The organism is Streptomyces sp. NPDC001002 (assembly GCF_053599215.1).
Genome location: NZ_JBSFLV010000015.1, coordinates 19489 through 38220, shown reverse-complemented (window position 1 = coordinate 38220; position 18732 = coordinate 19489). Strand labels below are relative to the sequence as shown.

At 70.1% G+C, this 18732-nt stretch carries 14 protein-coding genes; 4 read left to right on the top strand and 10 right to left on the bottom strand.

Translation table 11 applies throughout. The features are described 5' to 3' along the window. Nucleotide 1: 1 nt before the first annotated feature. The 6 genes from ACWDR3_RS10095 to ACWDR3_RS10070 all read right to left on the bottom strand — a co-directional run bounded on the left by ACWDR3_RS10095 (nucleotide 2) and on the right by ACWDR3_RS10070 (nucleotide 8022). Entirely contained in the window at nucleotides 2-514 is a 513-nt protein-coding gene (locus ACWDR3_RS10095; RefSeq protein WP_450352048.1) for a MaoC family dehydratase, read from the bottom strand. A gap of 2 nt (nucleotides 515-516) precedes the next feature. Continuing rightward, nucleotides 517-1488, bottom strand: a complete 972-nt coding sequence (locus tag ACWDR3_RS10090; protein ID WP_450351995.1) for an HpcH/HpaI aldolase/citrate lyase family protein — start codon at nucleotides 1486-1488, stop codon at nucleotides 517-519. Further along, nucleotides 1485-3512, bottom strand: a complete 2028-nt coding sequence (locus ACWDR3_RS10085; RefSeq protein ID WP_450351994.1) for a protein meaA — start codon at nucleotides 3510-3512, stop codon at nucleotides 1485-1487. Before ACWDR3_RS10085 ends, ACWDR3_RS10090 begins: the two co-directional genes overlap by 4 nt. An 8-nt stretch (nucleotides 3513-3520) precedes the next feature. Further along, nucleotides 3521-4858, bottom strand: coding sequence for a crotonyl-CoA carboxylase/reductase (gene ccrA / locus ACWDR3_RS10080; RefSeq protein WP_450352047.1), 1338 nt, complete (start codon nucleotides 4856-4858; stop codon nucleotides 3521-3523). Nucleotides 4859-5243: 385 nt separating this feature from the next. Then, entirely contained in the window at nucleotides 5244-6056 is an 813-nt protein-coding gene (locus ACWDR3_RS10075; RefSeq protein WP_450351993.1) for a TetR family transcriptional regulator, read from the bottom strand. A 160-nt stretch (nucleotides 6057-6216) separates the two neighbouring features. Continuing rightward, on the bottom strand, nucleotides 6217-8022 hold the full coding sequence (locus ACWDR3_RS10070; protein ID WP_450351992.1) for a 3-hydroxyacyl-CoA dehydrogenase family protein: 1806 nt from the start codon (nucleotides 8020-8022) through the stop codon (nucleotides 6217-6219). A 383-nt stretch (nucleotides 8023-8405) separates the two neighbouring features. Between ACWDR3_RS10070 and ACWDR3_RS10065 the strand changes: the two genes are divergently transcribed. Next, nucleotides 8406-8981 carry an adenylosuccinate lyase gene (locus tag ACWDR3_RS10065; RefSeq protein WP_450351991.1) on the top strand — a complete coding sequence of 192 codons (576 nt, stop codon included), beginning with the start codon at nucleotides 8406-8408 and terminating at the stop codon, nucleotides 8979-8981. A gap of 7 nt (nucleotides 8982-8988) precedes the next feature. On the opposite strand, the gene ACWDR3_RS10060 is transcribed toward ACWDR3_RS10065, so the two are convergent. The 4 genes from ACWDR3_RS10060 to ACWDR3_RS10045 form a co-directional block, all read right to left on the bottom strand. Continuing rightward, nucleotides 8989-9489: an N-acetyltransferase family protein gene (locus tag ACWDR3_RS10060; protein ID WP_450351990.1), complete on the bottom strand. Its 501-nt coding sequence runs from the start codon at nucleotides 9487-9489 to the stop codon at nucleotides 8989-8991. Between the two features lie 32 nt (nucleotides 9490-9521). After that, complete coding sequence (locus ACWDR3_RS10055; protein ID WP_450351989.1) at nucleotides 9522-9920, bottom strand: RidA family protein; 399 nt, start codon at nucleotides 9918-9920, stop codon at nucleotides 9522-9524. Between the two features lie 85 nt (nucleotides 9921-10005). Further along, the gene (locus tag ACWDR3_RS10050; protein WP_450351988.1) at nucleotides 10006-11580 is read right to left on the bottom strand and encodes an alpha/beta hydrolase; all 1575 of its coding nucleotides are present in this window, start codon (nucleotides 11578-11580) and stop codon (nucleotides 10006-10008) included. 135 nt (nucleotides 11581-11715) lie between these two features. After that, a complete protein-coding gene (locus ACWDR3_RS10045; RefSeq protein ID WP_450351987.1) occupies nucleotides 11716-12759 on the bottom strand; it encodes an Rv2578c family radical SAM protein in 1044 nt (347 codons plus the stop codon). Nucleotides 12760-12926: 167 nt separating this feature from the next. On the opposite strand from ACWDR3_RS10045, the gene ACWDR3_RS10040 reads away from it, so the two are divergent. The 3 genes from ACWDR3_RS10040 (at nucleotide 12927) to ACWDR3_RS10030 (ending at nucleotide 18605) form a co-directional block, all read left to right on the top strand. Beyond that, nucleotides 12927-13370, top strand: coding sequence for an SRPBCC family protein (locus tag ACWDR3_RS10040; RefSeq protein WP_124001738.1), 444 nt, complete (start codon nucleotides 12927-12929; stop codon nucleotides 13368-13370). Nucleotides 13371-13553: 183 nt separating this feature from the next. Then, complete coding sequence (locus ACWDR3_RS10035) at nucleotides 13554-15938, top strand: MFS transporter (protein WP_450351986.1); 2385 nt, start codon at nucleotides 13554-13556, stop codon at nucleotides 15936-15938. A 207-nt stretch (nucleotides 15939-16145) separates the two neighbouring features. Continuing rightward, nucleotides 16146-18605, top strand: a complete 2460-nt coding sequence (locus ACWDR3_RS10030; protein WP_450351985.1) for a SpoIIE family protein phosphatase — start codon at nucleotides 16146-16148, stop codon at nucleotides 18603-18605. Nucleotides 18606-18732: the final 127 nt, after the last annotated feature.

Below are 18732 nucleotides of genomic sequence, written 5' to 3'. Positions count from 1 at the left end.
GCTACTTCTCCTGCTGCTTCAGGTCGGGGCGGCCCGGCTGCTCGCCGCCGCGCTCCTTGATGTACGTCTCGGTCGGCACCATCACCTTGCGGCGGAACACGCAGACCAGCGTGCCGTCCTGCTTGTAGCCCTTGGTCTCGACGTGCACGATCCCGCGGTCGGACTTGGACCGCGACGGCGTCTTGTCGAGGACCGTCGTCTCGCCGTAGATCGTGTCGCCGTGGAAGGTCGGCGCGACGTGCTTGAGCGACTCGATCTCCAGGTTGGCGATCGCCTTGCCGGACACGTCCGGTACGGACATGCCCAGCAGCAGCGAGTAGATGTAGTTCCCGACCACCACGTTCTTGCCGAAGTCCGTCGTGTTCTCGGCGTAGTTGGCGTCCAGGTGGAGCGGGTGGTGGTTCATGGTGAGGAGACAGAACAGGTGGTCGTCGTACTCCGTGACCGTCTTCCCGGGCCAGTGCTTGTAGACGGCCCCGACCTCAAACTCCTCGTAGGTGCGCCCGAACTGCATGCTCACGCCTCCGGAATCTCGAACTCGGTGGTGCGCTTCATGCCGGCCGCGCGCCCCTTGCCGGAGATGACCAGCGCCATCTTGCGGCTGGCCTCGTCGATCATCTCGTCGCCGAGCATCGCCGAGCCCTTCTTGCCGCCCGCCTCGGACGTGTAGTAGTCGTACGCGTCCAGGATCAGCTCGGCGTGGTCGTAGTCCTCCTGGGAGGGCGAGAAGATCTCGTTGGACGCCTCGACCTGGCCCGGGTGCAGCACCCACTTGCCGTCGAAGCCGAGCGCGGCGGCGCGCCGCGCGACCTCGCGGTAGCCCTCCACGTTGCGGATCTGGAGGTAGGGGCCGTCGATCGCCTGGAGGTTGTTGGCGCGGGCCGCCATCAGGATCTTCATCAGGATGTAGTGGTAGGCGTCCGCCGGGTAGCCGGGCGGCTGTTCGCCCACGACGAGCGACTTCATGTTGATCGACGCCATGAAGTCGGCCGGGCCGAAGATGATCGTCTCGACACGTTGACTGGCTTGAGCGATCTCATTGACGTTGTTGAGACCTTGCGCGTTTTCGATCTGCGCCTCGATGCCGATCTTGCCGACCGCGAAGCCCATCGTCTTCTCGATCTGCGTCAGCAACAGGTCCAGCGCCACGACCTGCTGGGCGTCCTGGACCTTCGGCAGCATGATGCAGTCGAGGTTGGGACCCGCGCCCTCGACGACCGTGACGACATCGCGGTACGTCCACTCGGTCGTCCAGTCGTTGACGCGCACGACCCTCGTCTTGCCCGTCCAGTCACCCTCGTTGAGGAACTTGACGATCGTGTGCCGCGCCTCGGGCTTGGCCAGCGGGGCGCACGCGTCCTCCAGGTCGAGGAAGACCTGGTCGGCGGGGAGGCCCTGCGCCTTCTCCAGGAAGCGCGGGTTGCTCCCGGGGACCGCGAGACAGGAACGTCGCGGCCTAAGCCGGTTCACGGGGGCGGGCGTGGTCATGCGGGGACCTCCAGAGGGTCGAGCTTGTTCGCTTTCCGGATCTCGTCGACGATGCGGCCGATGATGCCGGTGATGTCGAAGTCCTTCGGGGTGAAGACCGCGGCCACTCCGGCGGCCCGCAGCTGCTCGGCGTCACCATTGGGGATGATGCCACCGGCGATCACGGGTATATCTGTGGCACCGGCCACACGGAGCCGCTCCAGCACGTCCGGAACCAGCTGCGCGTGCGAGCCGGACAGGATGGAGAGCCCGACCGCGTGCACGTCCTCGGCGACGGCCGCGTCCACGATCTGCTCGGGCGTCAGCCTGATCCCCTGGTAGACCACTTCGAAGCCGGCGTCCCGCGCGCGTACCGCGATCTGCTCGGCGCCGTTGGAGTGCCCGTCCAGACCCGGCTTGCCGACCAGGAAGCGCAGCTTGCCCACGCCGAGGTCCTTGGCCGTGACGTCCACCTTGCGGCGCACCTCGCTCATCGCCGAGCCCTCCTCGGCCGGCACCGCCACCGGCGCGGACGAGACGCCCGTCGGCGCCCGGAACTCCCCGAACACCTCGCGCAGGGCCCCGGCCCACTCGCCGGTCGTGACACCCGCGCGGGCGCACTCCAGGGTGGCCTCCATGAGGTTGTCGGTGCCCTTGGCGGCCTCCTTCAGCCGCTCCAGCGCCTTGCACGGGCGCGGGTGGTTGAAGGGCGGCTGGTAGCGCGTGTCGCGCCAGTGCTGGAGCGAGGCGATGACCCGGGCCTCGACAGCTGGATCAACTGTCTGGATGGCTGTATCGAGATCCGCGGTGAGTGGATTGGGTTCGGTCGTCTCGAAGATGTTGACGCCCACGATCTTCTCTTGACCGGACTCAATACGAGCCCTGCGCTCGGCGTGCGAGGAGACGAGCTGCGACTTGAGGTAGCCCGACTCCACGGCGGCCATCGCGCCGCCCATCTCCTCGATCCGCTCCATCTCCGCGAGCGACTCCTCGACGAGCACCGCCACCTTCGCCTCGATGACGTGCGAGCCGTCGAAGATGTCCGCGTACTCCAGCAGGTCGCTCTCGTGGGCGAGCACCTGCTGGATGCGCAGCGACCACTGCTGGTCCCAGGGACGGGGGAGCCCCAACGCCTCGTTCCAGGCCGGGAGTTGCACGGCACGCGCGCGTGCGTCCTTCGACAGCGTCACGGCCAGCATCTCCAGCACGATCCGCTGGACGTTGTTCTCCGGCTGCGCCTCCGTCAGCCCCAGGGAGTTGACCTGGACGCCGTACCGGAAGCGCCGCTGCTTGGCGTCCTCGATGCCGTACCGCTCCCGCGTGACCTGGTCCCAGATCCGGCCGAACGCCCGCATCTTGCACATCTCCTCGATGAACCGCACACCGGCGTTCACGAAGAAGGAGATACGCGCGACCACGTCACCGAACTTCTCGGCGGGCACCTGGCCCGAGTCGCGCACGGCGTCGAGCACCGCGACCGCCGTGGACATCGCGTACGCGATCTCCTGCACCGGCGTGGCGCCCGCCTCCTGCAGGTGGTAGCTGCAGATGTTGATCGGGTTCCACTTCGGCAGGTGGGAGACCGTGTACGCGATCATGTCCGTCGTCAGCCGGAGCGAGGGCACCGGCGGGAACACGTGTGTGCCCCGGGACAGGTACTCCTTGACGATGTCGTTCTGGGTCGTGCCGGAGAGCTGGGTGATGTCGGCGCCCTGCTCCTCGGCGACGACCTGATAGAGCGCCAGCAGCCACATGGCCGTGGCGTTGATCGTCATCGAGGTGTTCATCTGCTCCAGGGGGATGTCCTGGAACAGCCGGCGCATGTCACCGAGGTGCGCGATCGGCACGCCGACTCGGCCGACCTCGCCGCGGGCGAGGATGTGGTCGGAGTCGTAGCCGGTCTGCGTCGGCAGGTCGAACGCCACCGACAGACCGGTCTGGCCCTTGGCGAGGTTGCGCCGGTACAGCTCGTTGGACGCCTCGGCCGTGGAGTGACCGGCATACGTGCGCATGAGCCACGGCCGGTCCTTCTGACGCTCGCTCATGTCTGCCCTCAGACGTTCCGGAAGCGGTTGATGGCGTCGACGTGCTGGGCGCGCTTCTCGTGGTCGCGCACGCCCAGGCCCTCCTCGGGCGCCAGGCACAGCACTCCGACCTTGCCCTGGTGCAGGTTGCGGTGCACGTCGTACGCGGCCTGGCCGGTGTCCTCCAGGGAGTACACCCGCGACAGGGTGGGGTGGATCTTGCCCTTCGCGATCAGCCGGTTGGCCTCCCAGGCCTCGCGGTAGTTGGCGAAGTGCGAGCCGATGATCCGCTTCAGGGACATCCACAGGTAGCGGTTGTCGTACTCGTGCATGTAGCCCGAGGTCGAGGCGCAGGTGGTGATGGTGCCGCCCTTGCGGGTCACGTACACGGAGGCGCCGAAGGTCTCGCGGCCGGGGTGCTCGAAGACGATGTCGATGTCCTCGCCGCCGGTGAGTTCACGGATTCGCTTGCCGAACCGCTTCCATTCCTTCGGGTCCTGGGTCCGCTCGTCCTTCCAGAACTTGTAGCCCTCCGCGTTGCGGTCGATGACCGCCTCGGCGCCCATCGCCCGGCAGATGTCGGCCTTCTCGGGGCTGGAGACGACACAGATCGGCGTGGCACCGCCGGCCAGGGCGAACTGCGTTGCGTACGAGCCGAGTCCGCCGCTCGCGCCCCAGATGAGGACGTTGTCGCCCTGCTTCATGCCGGCGCCGTTGCGGGACACCAGCTGGCGGTACGCGGTGGAGTTGACCAGCCCCGGGGAGGCGGCCTCCTCCCACGACAGGTGGTCGGGCTTGGGCATCAGCTGGTTGGACTTGACCAGGGCGATCTCGGCGAGGCCGCCGAAGTTGGTCTCGAAGCCCCAGATCCGCTGCTCGGGGTCGAGCATCGTGTCGTTGTGGCCGTCGGACGACTCCAACTCGACCGACAGGCAGTGCGCGACGACCTCGTCGCCCGGCTTCCAGGCGTTCACGCCGGGGCCGGTGCGCAGGACCACGCCCGCGAGGTCGGAGCCGATGATGTGGTACGGCAGGTCGTGCCGCTTGGTGAGCTCGCTGACCTTGCCGTAGCGCTCCAGGAACCCGAACGTCGACAGCGGCTCGAAGATCGAGGTCCACACGGAGTTGTAGTTGACCGAGGAGGCCATGACGGCCACCAGGGCCTCGCCCGGGCCCAGTTCGGGCAGGGGCACGTCGTCCAGGTGGAGCGACTTGCGCGGGTCCTTGTCGCGGGTCTGCATGCCCGCGAACATCTCCGTCTCGTCCTTGTGCACGGTGATCGCGCGGTACGAGTCGGGGAGCGGCAGGGCGGCGAAGTCGCCCGGCGTGGCGTCCGGCGACTGGATCGCGTCCAGGATGTCCTTCACGGTCACGGTGATGCCTCCGGCGAATGGCGTCTTGAGGGGGAGACGCTGAGGGTTACGTCGGTGCTGCTGAGGGCGCTTTGTGGCGCGGGAGGTTGCCTGTGACGCAGGCGTCCGGGCGGGCAGGTCGATGACTTGCTGGGACAGCCGGCGTACGTGAGGTCTCTGCACGCCGGCCGCCCGGACTCCTTCAACGTATGACACCGCGTGTCACCTCGCAAGGCACTGAGTGCCAGGAATTCCTCTCAGGTGAAATCTTTACGTAACAAATGAGCGATGATCGATCGAACGGGCCCTGAAATCCACGCGAAAAGGTGCCCTGACATGCCAAAACGGCCACCCCGAGGGGTGGCCGTCATCACAGGGGAGCTGGCAGAGGTGCTGCCGCTCAGCGGTCCCTGAGTGCCTCTTCGATCGTCCGCATGACCTCGTCCAGCGGAGCGTCCGTGCGGGCGACGGTGACCAGGACCTCGCCCTGGGTGGAGACCGCCGCGAGCGTCGGCGGCTTCGGCGGGGCCGTGCGCCCGGCGCCGATCCCCGTCCCGAACGTCTTGCGCACGATCGCGAAGGCGTGGTCCAGCTGGGCCTCCACGTCCCCCTGGCCGCCGGCCCGCAGCCAGCGCCGCAGGACGTGGTTGTGGGCCGTGACCACGGCGGAGGCGGCGACCTCGGCCAGCAGCGGGTCGTCGTTGGCGTCGTCGTCGTGCGCGTGCTCGTCGAAGTGGCCCAGCAGATAGCGGGTGAAGAGGCGCTCGTAGCGGGCCACCGACGCGATCTCCGCCTCGCGCAGGGTGGGCACCTCGCGGGTGAGCTTGTAGCGGGCGACCGAGATCTCCGGCCGGGCCGCGTACATCCGCATGACTTCCTTGATGCCCCGGCACACCGTGTCCAGCGGGTGCTCGTGCGCCGGTGCCGCGTTCAGCACGGCCTCCGCGCGGATCAACGTGTCGTCGTGGTCCGGGAAGATCGCCTCTTCCTTGGAACGGAAGTGCCGGAAGAAGGTGCGGCGGGCCACACCGGCCGCCGCCGCGATCTCGTCGACCGTGGTCGCCTCGTACCCCTTGGTGGAGAACAGCTCCATCGCCGCGGCCGCCAACTCGCGGCGCATCTTGAGCCGCTGGGCCGCCGCGCGAGTGCCCGCGGCACTCTCCGGCGCGTCGGGCGTAGCTGGTGTACGTGAGGACTTGGCGGGCTGGGACATGCCCCGAACGTACTGCATGTGCGCAGCTTGGTGCGCACGTCGGGGGTTTCCCCGGACCGGCACGGGCGGGGGCACGGCGGGCCGCTGGAGCGGGTGCGGGCCACCCGGATCGAGCAGCCCGCCCCAGTCCGCCTCCGCCGCGAACCAGTCGCCGGCGCCGTCAGCGCCGGGCATATTCGCGGAAGCCACGGCCCGTCTTGCGGCCGAGGCAGCCCGCGGCCACCAGGTGCTCCAGGAGCGGGGCGGGCGCCAGGCCCGGATCGCGGAACTCGCGGTGCAGGACCTTCTCGATCGCCAAGGAGACGTCGAGCCCGACCACGTCGAGGAGTTCGAACGGCCCCATCGGGTAGCCGCCGCCCAGCTTCATCGCCGCGTCGATGTCGTCGAGCGTCGCGTAGTGCTCCTGCACCATCTTGATCGCGTTGTTGAGGTACGGGAAAAGCAGGGCGTTGACGATGAATCCGGCCCGGTCACCGCAGTCGACGGCGTGCTTCTTGATCTTGACGCAGACCTCGCGAACCGTCGAGTGCACGTCCTCGGCGGTCAGCACCGTACGGACCACCTCGACCAGCTTCATCGCCGGTGCGGGGTTGAAGAAGTGCATGCCGATCACGTCCTGCGGGCGCGAGGTGGCGCGGGCGCAGGCGACGACGGGCAGTGAGGAGGTGGTGGTGGCCAGGACCGCGCCCGGCTTGCAGACCTTGTCCAGGGTGGCGAACAGCTGCTGCTTGATCTCCAGGTCCTCGGCGACCGCCTCGACGGCGAGGTCGACGTCGGCGAAGGAGTCGTAGGAGCCCGCCGCGGTGATCCGGTCCAGGGTCGCGGCGGCGGCCTCGGCGGTCATCCGCCCCTTGTCGACGGAGCGCGAAAGCGACTTGCCGATACGGGACTTGGCGGTCTGCGCCTTCTCCTCGCTGCGCGCGGCGAGCACCACCTCGTACCCGGCCTTGGCGAACACCTCGGCGATGCCGGACGCCATGGTCCCGGAGCCGGCGACGCCGACCGAGTGGACCGGACGGCCGGGGGTGAGGGCGGAGCCGTCCAGCGGCGTGAGCGCGTCCCGCACGACGACGGCGCTGCCCGGGGCCTCGTAGGTGTAGAAGCCGCGGCCCGACTTGCGGCCGGTCAGGCCCGCCTCGCTGAGCTGCTTGAGGATCGGGGCGGGGGCGTGCAGCCGGTCGTGGGACGCGGCGTACATGGCCTCCAGGACCGTACGGGCGGTGTCGACGCCGATCAGGTCGAGCAGCGCGAGCGGGCCCATGGGCAGTCCGCAGCCGAGCCGCATCGCCGCGTCGATGTCCTCACGAGAGGCGTACTTGGCCTCGTACATCGCGGCGGCCTGGTTGAGATACCCGAACAGCAGCCCGTCCGCGACGAATCCGGGCCGGTCGCCGACCGCGACCGGCTCCTTGCCGAGGTCCAGGGCGAGATTGGTGACCGCGCTGACGGCCGTGGGCGCGGTCAGCACGGACGAGACGACCTCGACCAGCCGCATCGCGGGCGCCGGGTTGAAGAAGTGCAGGCCCAACACCCGCTCCGGACGCGCCGAGTCGGCGGCGAGCCGGGTCACGGACAGGGCGTTGGTGCCGGTCGCCAGGATCGTCTCCGGCCGCACGATCCCGTCCAGCTCCCGGAAGATCTGCTGCTTGATCTCGTACGACTCCGGCGCCACCTCGATGACGAGATCGGCGTCGGCCGCGGCCCGCAGGTCGGTGGAGGTGCGGACCCGGGCGAGCAGTTCGGCGCGCTCGGGCTCGGTCAGCCGGCCCCGCGTCACGGCGCGGGCGGTGGCGGTCTCCAGGGCGGCGACGGCCTGCGCGGTCGCGGCCTCGCTGATGTCGATGCCGACGACCTCGCGGCCGGCCTTGGCCAGGACCTCGGTGATGCCGGTGCCCATCGTGCCGAGGCCGATGACGGCGACGGTTTTGATCGGGGAGAGAGGGGTGTGGGACAGGGGAGTGGCCATCGCGGGACTCCAGGAATGAGGGGTGACGACTGGGAGCACGCCCGGGTGCGCCGAGAGAACCGGGCCGAAGCCGGACCGGTGGCGCACCGAGTGCGTGAGGAGTGCGGGTGTTACGGGCTACGAGCGCACACGCCCGGAAAACGGTGAAGAGCGACCGGCCCTGTCCCAAGCCGGGTCGTACCGCGGTGCGTTGAGCACCGAACCGCTTGCTCTCACGGCGGCTGCGTCACCAGGCCACCGCAAGGAATACCGCGAGTGGGTAACTCGCTCGTCTGAGCTTAACCCGTGAGTAACGAGCGCGCCAGCCCCTGTCCGATTCTCGTGGTTGTCCGTCTTTGTGATGTAGGTCCCGAGAGATCGCGGGCGCCCCTACGCTCGGTGTCATGGACGAAGAGTTGCGATCGCTCACGGAGCGTTTACGGACGGAGGCGGGAGCGTCCGCCGGGTACGACCGGCTCGTGGTGACCGAGGACCCCGACGCGCTGGCCGCCGCGCTCACCGAGCCCGGACAGCCGCTGTGGGCCAGGGAGTTGACCGCGTTCAAGCTCGGACTCGCGGGCGACCGGCGGGCCTTCGAGTCCCTCGTCCTGTTCCTGAACCACCGTGACCCGCAGCGCTGCGCCTCCGCGGCCTACGCCCTGGCCCGGCTCGGCGACCCACGCACCGCCCGCGCGGCGGCCGCCCTCGCCACCAACGAACTGCGCGTCGCCTACGCCCTGCACCCGATCCGGCTGCTGACCGAACTGCGTGCCCCCGAGTCCGTGCCCGCCCTCATCACCACGCTGGAGCGACGGCTGCGCCCGCACGACCCGTACCGGCGCGTGGCTCTCGCGTGCGTGGAGGGGCTCGGCAGCCTGGCGGACGCCCGCGCCCGGCCCGTACTCACCGAGGCGCTGGCCCATCCGGCGCTCGCGGAGGCGGCGGTGGGGGCGCTGGGGCGGATTCCGAGGCAGCGCTGACGTCGGATCAGACGGCGAGGTCTCGCGCGTACCGCACTTCCGGCACCTCGACCCCGTCCACTTCGAAAGGCTCCTCCGTGCCGTCCGCCCGGAATCCGGCGCGCTCGTAGAAGCGCCGGGCGGGCGCGTTCCCTTCGAGGACCCAGAGGTACATCCGTTTGTCCCCGGCCGCCACGCACCGCCGTACCGACTCGTCGAGCAGCGCGCGTCCGGCGCCCGTGCCCTGGTGGTCCGGGTCCACGTAGATCGCGTACAACTCGACGCCCCCGGCGGGCACTTCACCGTCCCGGTAGGGGCCGTGGCAGGCCCAGCCGACGACTTTGCCGTCCTGCTCGGCCACGACGTTCACCACGGTGCCGTCGCCCTGGAGCAGGCGCGCGCGTTGGCGGTCGGCGTCCTTCGGCACGCTCATCGCGTCGAGGTACGACTGCGGTATGAGCCCTCGGTAGGCGCTGCGCCAGCCGCGGACGCGGATCTCGGCGACCGGATCGCAGTCGGCGAGCGTCATGTCCCGGGCCTGAAGACCGGTCGCAGGTGCGCTCACTCGGCCACGACCGCGAACGCCTCGACCTCCATCAGGAACTCCGGCCGGACCAGCGCCGCGACCTGGACCGCCGAGGCGGCCGGGAGGCGGTCGTCGGGTATGTGGGCGGCGCGGGCCGCGCGGATCGCCGGCATGTGGGCCATGTCCGTGACGAAGTAGGTGAGTTTGACGACGTCGTCGAAGGCCGCGCCGGCCGCGGACAGACAGCGGCGGAGGTTCTCGAAGACCTGGCGCGCCTGGGCCTCGGCGTCGCCTTCGCCGACGAGCTTGCCGTACTCGTCGAGGGCGAGCTGGCCGGAGATCGCGACGAAGCGGCCGGTGCCGATGACGACGTGGCTGTACTGGGCGGCGGGGAAAACCCCGTCGGGGGCGGGAATCCTGGTCGTCTCACTCATGCGTCCATCGTGGACCATGGGTCTGACAACGTGGATCTCCGCCCCCGACGGGGCCTCATGTCCGGCTGACCGAACAGGTGGGTGCTCAGCCGCGGAAGCCGACCAGGCCGTGCAGGGTCGAACCGCGGGTGGACTTCGTCGCCGCCGCGGAGCTCAGCGGTGCCGGGTCCGGCAGCTTCTGGCAGACCGCGTCGACCTCGCCGTGACCGCGTGGCACCTTGCCGGTGCTCAGGTAGTCCGCCAGGTACTTGTCCAGGCAGGTGTTCCCGCTCAGCGTGATGCCGTGGTTCCCGCCGCCCTGCTCGACCACGAAACTGGAGCCGGCCAGCAGTCGGTGGACCGTCGCGCCGCCCTCGTACGGGGTGGCCGCGTCGTTGGTCGCCTGGAACAGCAGCACCGGCGGCAGCTTGCCGTTGGCGATGTTGATCGGGCGCTTGGTGTCCGTCGGCCAGAACGCGCACGGCGCGTTGTACCAGGCGTTGTTCCAGGCCATGAAGGGCGCCTTGTCGTACACCGCCCAGTTGTCCTTGCGCCACTGGTTCCAGTCGCGCGGCCAGGAGGCGTCACGGCACTGCACCGCGGTGTAGACGCTGTAGCCGTTGTCCCCGGAGGCGTCGATCGCGGCGAAGTTCTCGTACGCCTCGACCAGCGGATCGGCGTTCTTGTCGTTCACGTACGCCGCGAACGCCTCGGCCAGGTAGGGCCAGTAGCCGTTGTAGTAGCCGCCCGGGATGAAGGTGTCCTCGAACTCCGAGGCGCCCACCTTGCCGCCCGCCGGCTTCTTGGCCAGCGCCTTGCGCGCCGCGTACCACTTGGCCTCGATCTTCTCCGGATCGGTGCCGAGCTTGTACGTCGAGTCGTACTTGGCGATCCACGCCATCAGGGCGCGCTGGCGGTCGTTGAAGGCGTAGTCCTGTCCGATGTTGTCGTCGTACCACACGCCCGTGGGGTCGACGATCGAGTCCAGGACCAGGCGCCGCACGCGCTCCGGGAAGAGCTTCGCGTAGACCGCGCCCAGGTAGGTGCCGTACGAGTAACCGAAGTAGTTGATCTTCTTGGCGCCGAGTGCGGCCCGGATCGAGTCCATGTCCCGCACGGCGCTGATCGTGTCGATGTACGGCAGCAGGCTCGCGTACTTCTTGCCGCAGGCGGCGGCGAAGGACTTGGCGCGCTGCAGGTTGGCCTTCTCAAGGGCGGGCGTGCTCGGCACGGAGTCCGGGCGCACCGGGTTGAAGTAGCCCGGCTTGCAGTCCAGGGCCGGCTTGCTGGCGCCGACCCCGCGCGGGTCGAAGCCGATGACGTCGTACTGGGACGCCACCGCCTTGGGCAGCGAGGACGCGACGAAGCCGGCGAGCGAGAGGCCGCTGCCGCCGGGACCGCCGGGGTTGACCAGCAGAGGGCCCTGGCTCTTGCTCGCGGTGTGCGGCACGCGCGAGAGGGCGAGGGTGATCTGCTTGCCGTGCGGGTTCGCGTGATCGAGGGGCACTTTGAGGGACGCGCACTGGAGCGTCGGATAGTCGGTGGTGCCGCATTTCTTCCAGGTGAGCTTCGCGGCGGGAGCGGTCGCCGCGCTCGGGGCGCTCGCGTCGGCGGGGACGGCCGTGAAGGTTCCGGCCACCACGACGGCGACGCCGCAGAGTACTGCTGCGCGTTTTCTCATGGAGTCCTCCCAGGACGGAGGGTTTCGGACCGCGGGGCTCGTGGTCCTCGCCGCATCGTCCCGGAAAGGCGCACCGGAAGAACGCGTTCTGCCGATACTTGACCCGATCGGATCGAGGGATGCGCTCGAACGCTCTCAGATCAGCGAGAGTTGGGTCGGCTCGGACACCGGCTCCTCGACCTGCTCAGGGGGCGTGATCCGGCGGGGCATCCCCGCGCGCGTGGGGCCGATCCCGTACTCCTGGGCCAGCTCGTGGACCTGACGGGTGATCCGGCGCTGGTACCACTTCGGGGCGTACGCGCCGTCCGCGTACAGCCGCTCGTAGCGGCGCACGAGATACGGGTGGTGCTGGGCGAGCCAGGCCATGTACCACTCGCGGGCGCCGGGGCGCAGATGCAGCACCAGGGGTGTGACCGAGGAGGCTCCGGAGGCGGCGATCGCGCGCACGGTGGCGCGCAGTTGGGCCGGGTCGTCGCTCAGGAACGGGAGCACGGGGGCCATCAGGACCCCGCAGTCGATGCCGTGCTCGGCGAGGGCGCGGACGACGTCCAGGCGGCGCTCCGGGGCGGGCGTGCCCGGCTCCACGGTGCGCCACAGCTCGGGGTCGGTGAAGCCGACCGAGACGGAGATGCCCACGTCGGTCACCTCGGCGGCCTGCCGCAGCAGATCGAGGTCGCGCAGGATCAGCGTGCCCTTCGTCAGGATCGAGAAGGGGTTGGCGTGGTCGCGCAGCGCGGAGATGATCCCCGGCATCAGGCCGTAGCGGCCCTCGGCGCGCTGGTAGCAGTCGACGTTGGTGCCCATCGCTATGTGGTCGCCCTGCCAGCGGCGCGAGCCGAGCTGGCGGCGCAGCAGCTCCGGGGCGTTCGTCTTGACCACGATCTGGGAGTCGAAGTCGATCCCCGTGTCCAGGTCCAGATAGCTGTGCGTCTTGCGGGCGAAGCAGTACACGCACGCGTGTGAGCAGCCGCGATAGGGGTTCACCGTCCACTCGAACGGCATTCGGGAGGCCCCCGGCACCCGGTTGATGATCGAGCGGGCGCGCACCTCGTGGAAGGTGATCCCGCGGAACTCGGGGGTGTCGAAGGTACGGGTGATCACCGCGTCCGCACCGAACAGTGCGGCATCGCTCGGCCGGCTGTGGCCGCCGGATTCCACGGTGAGGTTCTCCCAGCGCATGACGCCTCCTTGGGTGGGCCTGCCCCCAGAGTGAAACACTTGTTCGAATTACTGTGCAAGTGCTCTTTCTGATCGCCTCGAAGGCCTCGGGCCCCCGATTTGGGCGGCCGTGCGCGGGGGTGGTTGGCTTGCCCCGACACCGAGAACCCAGGTCCTGGAGGAAATCGATGGCGCAGGTCGAGGCCACTACGGAGCGCATCGTCGCGGCGGACGCGGAGACGGTGTTCGACGCGCTCGCCGACTACAGCGGCACGCGCGCGAAGGTGCTGCCCGAGCAGTTCAGCGAGTACGAGGTACGTGAGGGCGGTGACGGCGAGGGCACCCTCGTCCACTGGAAGCTCCAGGCGACCAGCAAGCGGATCCGGGACTGCCTCCTGGAGGTGAGCGAGCCCACCGACGGCGAGCTCGTCGAGAAGGACCGCAACTCCTCGATGGTCACCACCTGGCGGGTCACCCCGGCCGGCGAGGGCAAGTCCCGCGTCGTCGTGAGCACCGTCTGGAACGGCGCCGGCGGCATCGGCGGCTTCTTCGAGAAGACCTTCGCGCCGAAGGGCCTCGGCAGGATCTACGACGCGATCCTGGAGAAGCTGGCCACCGAGGTCGAGAAGTAGGCCTCCGCGTCGAGCAGGTCCCCCCGCGTCGGGCAAGTCCCCGGCGTCCCGGGGGTGTTGACGCCCCTCACCGGTTCGAGTGGATCTCCACTCGTGGGGCCGGTCTGCCGTAACTCGTCGTGCTTGCTGGCAGTTGTCGCCTTAAGCGGCAATTGTGCGGCGGTGCGACGAGGGGAGCGGTAGGTGGGCGGGACGACTCTGGTACGGGACGAACCGGTCGTGGCGGCAGCGGAGAGCCACCTCCCCGCGGCGGCCGGTGCCGCCGAACTGAGCCCGCGCCGGGTCCGGTTGGTCTTCCTCGGACTGATGCTCGCGCTGCTGCTCGCGGCCCTTGAGCAGATGATCGTCGCCACCGCGCTCCCGAAGATCGTCGGTGAGCTGCACGGCCTGGACAAGATGTCCTGGGCGATCACCGCCTATCTGCTCACCTCCACCGTCGGACTGCCGATCTACGGCAAGCTCGGTGACCTGCTCGGCCGCAAGGGCGTCTTCCAGTTCGCCATCGTCGTCTTCGTCATCGGCTCCGCACTCGCGGGCCGGGCGCAGACGATGGACCAGCTGATCGCCTTCCGCGCGGTCCAGGGCGTCGGCGCCGGCGGCCTGATGATCGGTGTCCAGGCGATCATCGCGGACATCGTGCCGCCCCGGCAGCGCGGCCGCTTCATGGGCCTGATCGGCGCCGCCTTCGGCCTCGCCTCGGTCGCCGGACCGCTGCTCGGCGGCTACTTCACCGACCACCTCACCTGGCGCTGGTGCTTCTACTTCAACGTGCCCTTCGGCCTGCTGACCCTGGCCGTCGTCACCGTCGTCCTCAAGCTCCCGAAGCCGCAGACCAAGCCGCGCCTCGACGTCCTCGGCGCGCTCCTGCTCGCCGCGGCCTCCACCTGCCTTGTCCTGCTGACCAGTTGGGGCGGCACCGAGTACGCCTGGGACTCGCGCGTCATCCTCGGACTGGCCGCGGGCGCCGTGGCCGCCGCCGTCCTCTTCCTGGTCGCCGAGCACTTCGCGGCCGAACCCCTCATCCCGCTGCGGCTGTTCAGGGACTCCGTCTTCAACGTCACCGGTCTGGTGGGCCTGGTGATCGGCGTCGCGCTGTTCGGCGCCGCCAGCTATCTGCCGACCTTCCTGCAGATGGTCGACGGGGCCACCGCCACCGAGTCGGGCCTGCTGATGCTCCCCATGATGGGCGGCATCGTCGGCGCCTCGATCATCGCGGGCCAACTCATCAGCCACACCGGGCACTACCGGATCTACCCCGTGCTCGGCAGCGCCCTGTCCGCCGTCGGCATGTGGCTGCTGTCCCGCCTCGAAGTCGACACGTCCCGGCTGCAGTACAGCATCTGGATGGCCGTCCTGGGCACGGGCATCGGCATGGTGATGCCGGTGCTCGTGCTGGCCGTGCAGAACTCCGTGCGCCCCGCCGACCTCGGCACCGCCACCAGCGCCAACAACTACTTCCGGCAGATCGGCGGCAGCGTAGGAGCCGCGATCTTCGGCACGCTCTTCGCCGACCGGCTCGCCGACTCCCTCGCCGAGCGGCTCTCCACGCGCGCGGGATCCCAGCTGCCCGACCCGGAGTCCCTCACCCCGCAGCTCGTCCACGCGCTGCCCCCGGCGCTGCGCGACGACTACATCGCGGCGTACGCCGACGCGATGCCCCGGATCTTCCTCTACCTCGTGCCGGTGCTCGTCCTCGGCCTGCTCATCGCCTTCTTCCTCAAGGAGAAACCGCTGGTGTCCCACAACGCCGCCGAAACGGAGACAGTGCCCGTGAACGCCCCGATCCCGCAGGCGCGTTCGTCCTACGCGGCCGGAATCCCGGTCTGCGGCACGGTGCAGCACCCCGACGGGACCGTCGTGCCGCGGGCCGCGCTCACGCTCATCGACGTGACCGGGCAGCAGATCGGGCGGGGCGCGAGCGGCGAGGACGGGCGGTACGCGCTGTCCACGCCCGGTTCGGGGGCGTACGTCCTGATCGCCGCGGCCGGCGGCCATCAGCCGCAGGCGGTCTCCGTCACTGTCGGCGAGCGGCCCGTCGAACTCGACGTCGTCCTCGGTGGCGCCGAACGTCTCGCGGGCAGCGTGGTCACCGCCGACGGCACACCCGTACGGGAGGCCGCGGTCACCCTCACCAACGTGCACGGCGAGGTCGTGGCCAGCACCCGCAGCGGGCGCGAGGGCGGCTACGTCATCACCGAGCTGGTGGCCGGCGAGTACACCCTCGCCGCCAGCGCCCCCGCGTTCCGCCCGGCCGCCCTGCCCGTCAGCGTGCAGGCCTCCCGGGAGACCCGCCAGGACATCGAACTCGCGGGCGGCGCCGTGCTGCGCGGCACGGTGCGGGCCAGCGGCGGCCGGCCCGTCGAGGACGCGCGCGTGACACTGCTCGACGCGGCCGGCAACGTGGTGGACACGCTCACCACGGGAGCCGACGGAACGTTCCGGTTCGTCGACCTGTCCTCCGGCGAGTACACGGTGATCGCCGCGGGCTACCCGCCGGTCGCCACCGTGCTCCAGGTCGCCGGCGGCGGGCGTACTGAGCGGGACCTGCAACTGGGACACGAGGACTGACTCGGCTTCAGCGGCCGGGGCGGTCGAACCGGCCGAACGGGCGCGGGGGTTGAGCGCCCCCGGCGTGCCTTTCCGGCGCACGTCCTCGAACCGGTGCGCCCGCGTGCCACCAATTCCCCCGTTGCCGCACATCACCACCGAACAGCGCCGTACGGTGGTGGCGGCGGACAGATCTTGCGGAGCCGTGGGGAAAAGAGGGCCTGGGTCATGGACCGTGGCACCGAGAGGGAAGCACCTCCCAGCCGCGGAGCCGGGGGCGGAGCGGTGGAGGACACCGCGGTCGGCCGTGTGCCGCTGGCCGTCGTCGTGGTCGACCGCGACGGCCTCGTGTCCCACTGGAGTTCCGGCGCACGCCGTCTCTTCGGCGTCCCCAAGGAGGACGCGATCGGACACGCGGCGGTCGACCTGCTGCCCGTCTCCGGCGCGCTGCCGGAGGAGCAGGACGTCACGCCGTACGGGACGTACGCCGACTACGACGGACTCGGCCCCGGCCTGGAGTCCTCCCTCGACGGCGGCCTTTCCTACCCGGCCGCCGGCCGCGCCCGGCTCACCGTCCCCGAGCGGGACCGCGTCGACGTCCTGTGGTGGGCCTACCCGTTGGTGGGCCCGGGCAAGGAACGGCTGCTCGTGCTCGGCGCGGACACCGGCGGGCTGCGGCCCGACGACCCCGAGCTCGACATGGCCTACGAGCGGATCGCGCCCGGCTTCGCCCTGCACACCGACTTCCCCGGCGCCCAGGAGCTGGCCCGCAGGCTGCCCGAGATCCTGCCCAGCATGAGCGTCGACGAAAGCGCCCGGATCGTCGCGCAGATCCTCGAACTGGGCTATCCCGTCCTGGAGTTCAGCCAGAACGACCGGGTGCCCGTCACCCCCGACTGGGGCGTGCCCCGGCGCGCGGAGCGCAGGGCCCGGCGCGAGCGGGCGGCCCTGGCGGTGGCCGAGGGGCTGCCCACGCCGCAGGACGCGGCCGACGAGGCCGAGGACCTGGAGTACGCGGCCGTCCGCGAACACCTGGAGTTCCTGAACGAGGTCAGCGGTCGCATCGGCACCTCCCTCGACCTGACCCGCACCATCGTCGAGGTCAGCAGAGCCGTCGTGCCGCGCTTCACGGACGTGGCCGGCACCTATCTGCGCGAACAGGTCGTCGCGGGCGAGGGGTTCCCCGACGGCGTACCGGACACGACCACCATGTGGCACCGGGTCGCTCTCGAACACACCGATGAGCCGGGCCGCTGGGACGACGTCGTGCCGGTCGGCGAGGCCATGCCGTTCCCGGCGCACACGCCGTTCTTCCAGTGCATGACCAGCGGTGAGCCCGTCCTGGTGCCGCGGATCAGCGAGGAGATGGGCCACGCCATCGCCTCGCAGTTCGAGAAGCGGGACATCCGGCCGCTGATCACCAACCGCTCGATGCTGGTCGTACCGCTCAAGGCCCGCAACGTGGTCCTCGGGTTCATGATCCTGCTGCGTCACCCGGAGCGGCCCGTCTTCAACGACATGGACCGGGTCACCGGTGCCGAACTGGCCGCCCGCGCGGGCCTCGTGCTCGACAACGCGCGCATGTACACCTACCAGGAGAACGTCGCCGAGACGCTCCAGGACAGCATGCTGCCGGTCATCCCGGCGCGCATGGCGGGCTGCGACATCGCCACCCGCTATCTGCCCGGCACGCTCCTGGGACGCGTCGGCGGCGACTGGTTCGACTCCGTCAAGCTGCCCGGTGCCCGCACCGCCCTGGTGGTCGGTGACGTCATGGGCCACGGGCTCAACTCGGCCGCGATGATGGGCCAGTTGCGGACGGCCGTGGAGACCATGGCCGCCCTGGACCTGCCGCCCGCGCAACTGCTGCGCAACCTGGACGACCTCGCCCAGCGCCTCGGCGACACGTACCTCGCGACCTGTCTGTACGCCGTGTACGACCCGATCGCGAGCGAACTGCACATCGCCAACGCCGGTCACATCCCGCCCGTCCTGGTCCGTGCCGAGGACGGCCGCAGCGAGCTGCTCGACCTGCCGACCGGAGCGCCGATCGGCGTGGGTGGGGTGCCCTTCGAGGCGGTACGCGTGCGCGTGGAGCCCGGCGACCGGCTCGTGATGTGCACCGACGGTCTGGTCGAGGTGCGCGGCGAGGACATCGGTGTCGGGCTCGCGGCGCTCTCGGAGTCCGCCGCCCACCCGGCCGCCTCCATGGACGAGGCCTGCGACACGATCATCCGTGCACTGAACGTCACGGGCGGCCGCAAGGACGACGTGGCCCTGCTGATGGCCCGGCTCAACGGAGTTGAGCCCGAGGACGTCGCCGAGTGGCGGCTCTCCCTCGACCCGGTCGAGGTCGGCCGCGCCCGGACCGCCGTGCGGGAACAGCTCCATGAGTGGGGGCTCGCCAAACTCGCCGACAACGCCTGCCTGATGGTCAGCGAGCTGGTCACCAACGCCGTACGGCACTCCCACCGCCGCCCGGTCGCCCTGCGCCTGGTGCGCGGCGACACCCTGCTGTGCGAAGTCGAGGACGACGACCACGAGCTGCCCAACCTGCTCAGTGCCGGCGAGACCGACGAGCTCGGGCGCGGGCTGCGGGTCGTCAGCACCCTCGCGCGCGAGTGGGGCACCAGCCGGACGCAGAGCGGCAAGACGGTCTGGTTCGAACTGACGCTGCCGCGCCGCTGATCGGCGCCTGGGGCGCGAGAGGCGCACAGGGGGAGTGCGTCCGTCGAATGCGGAGTGAAGGTATGCGCCGCGCGCTTGTAGCCATGACCAGGGCGCGATAGACCGTACTCGCCCGTCACTTGCGGCG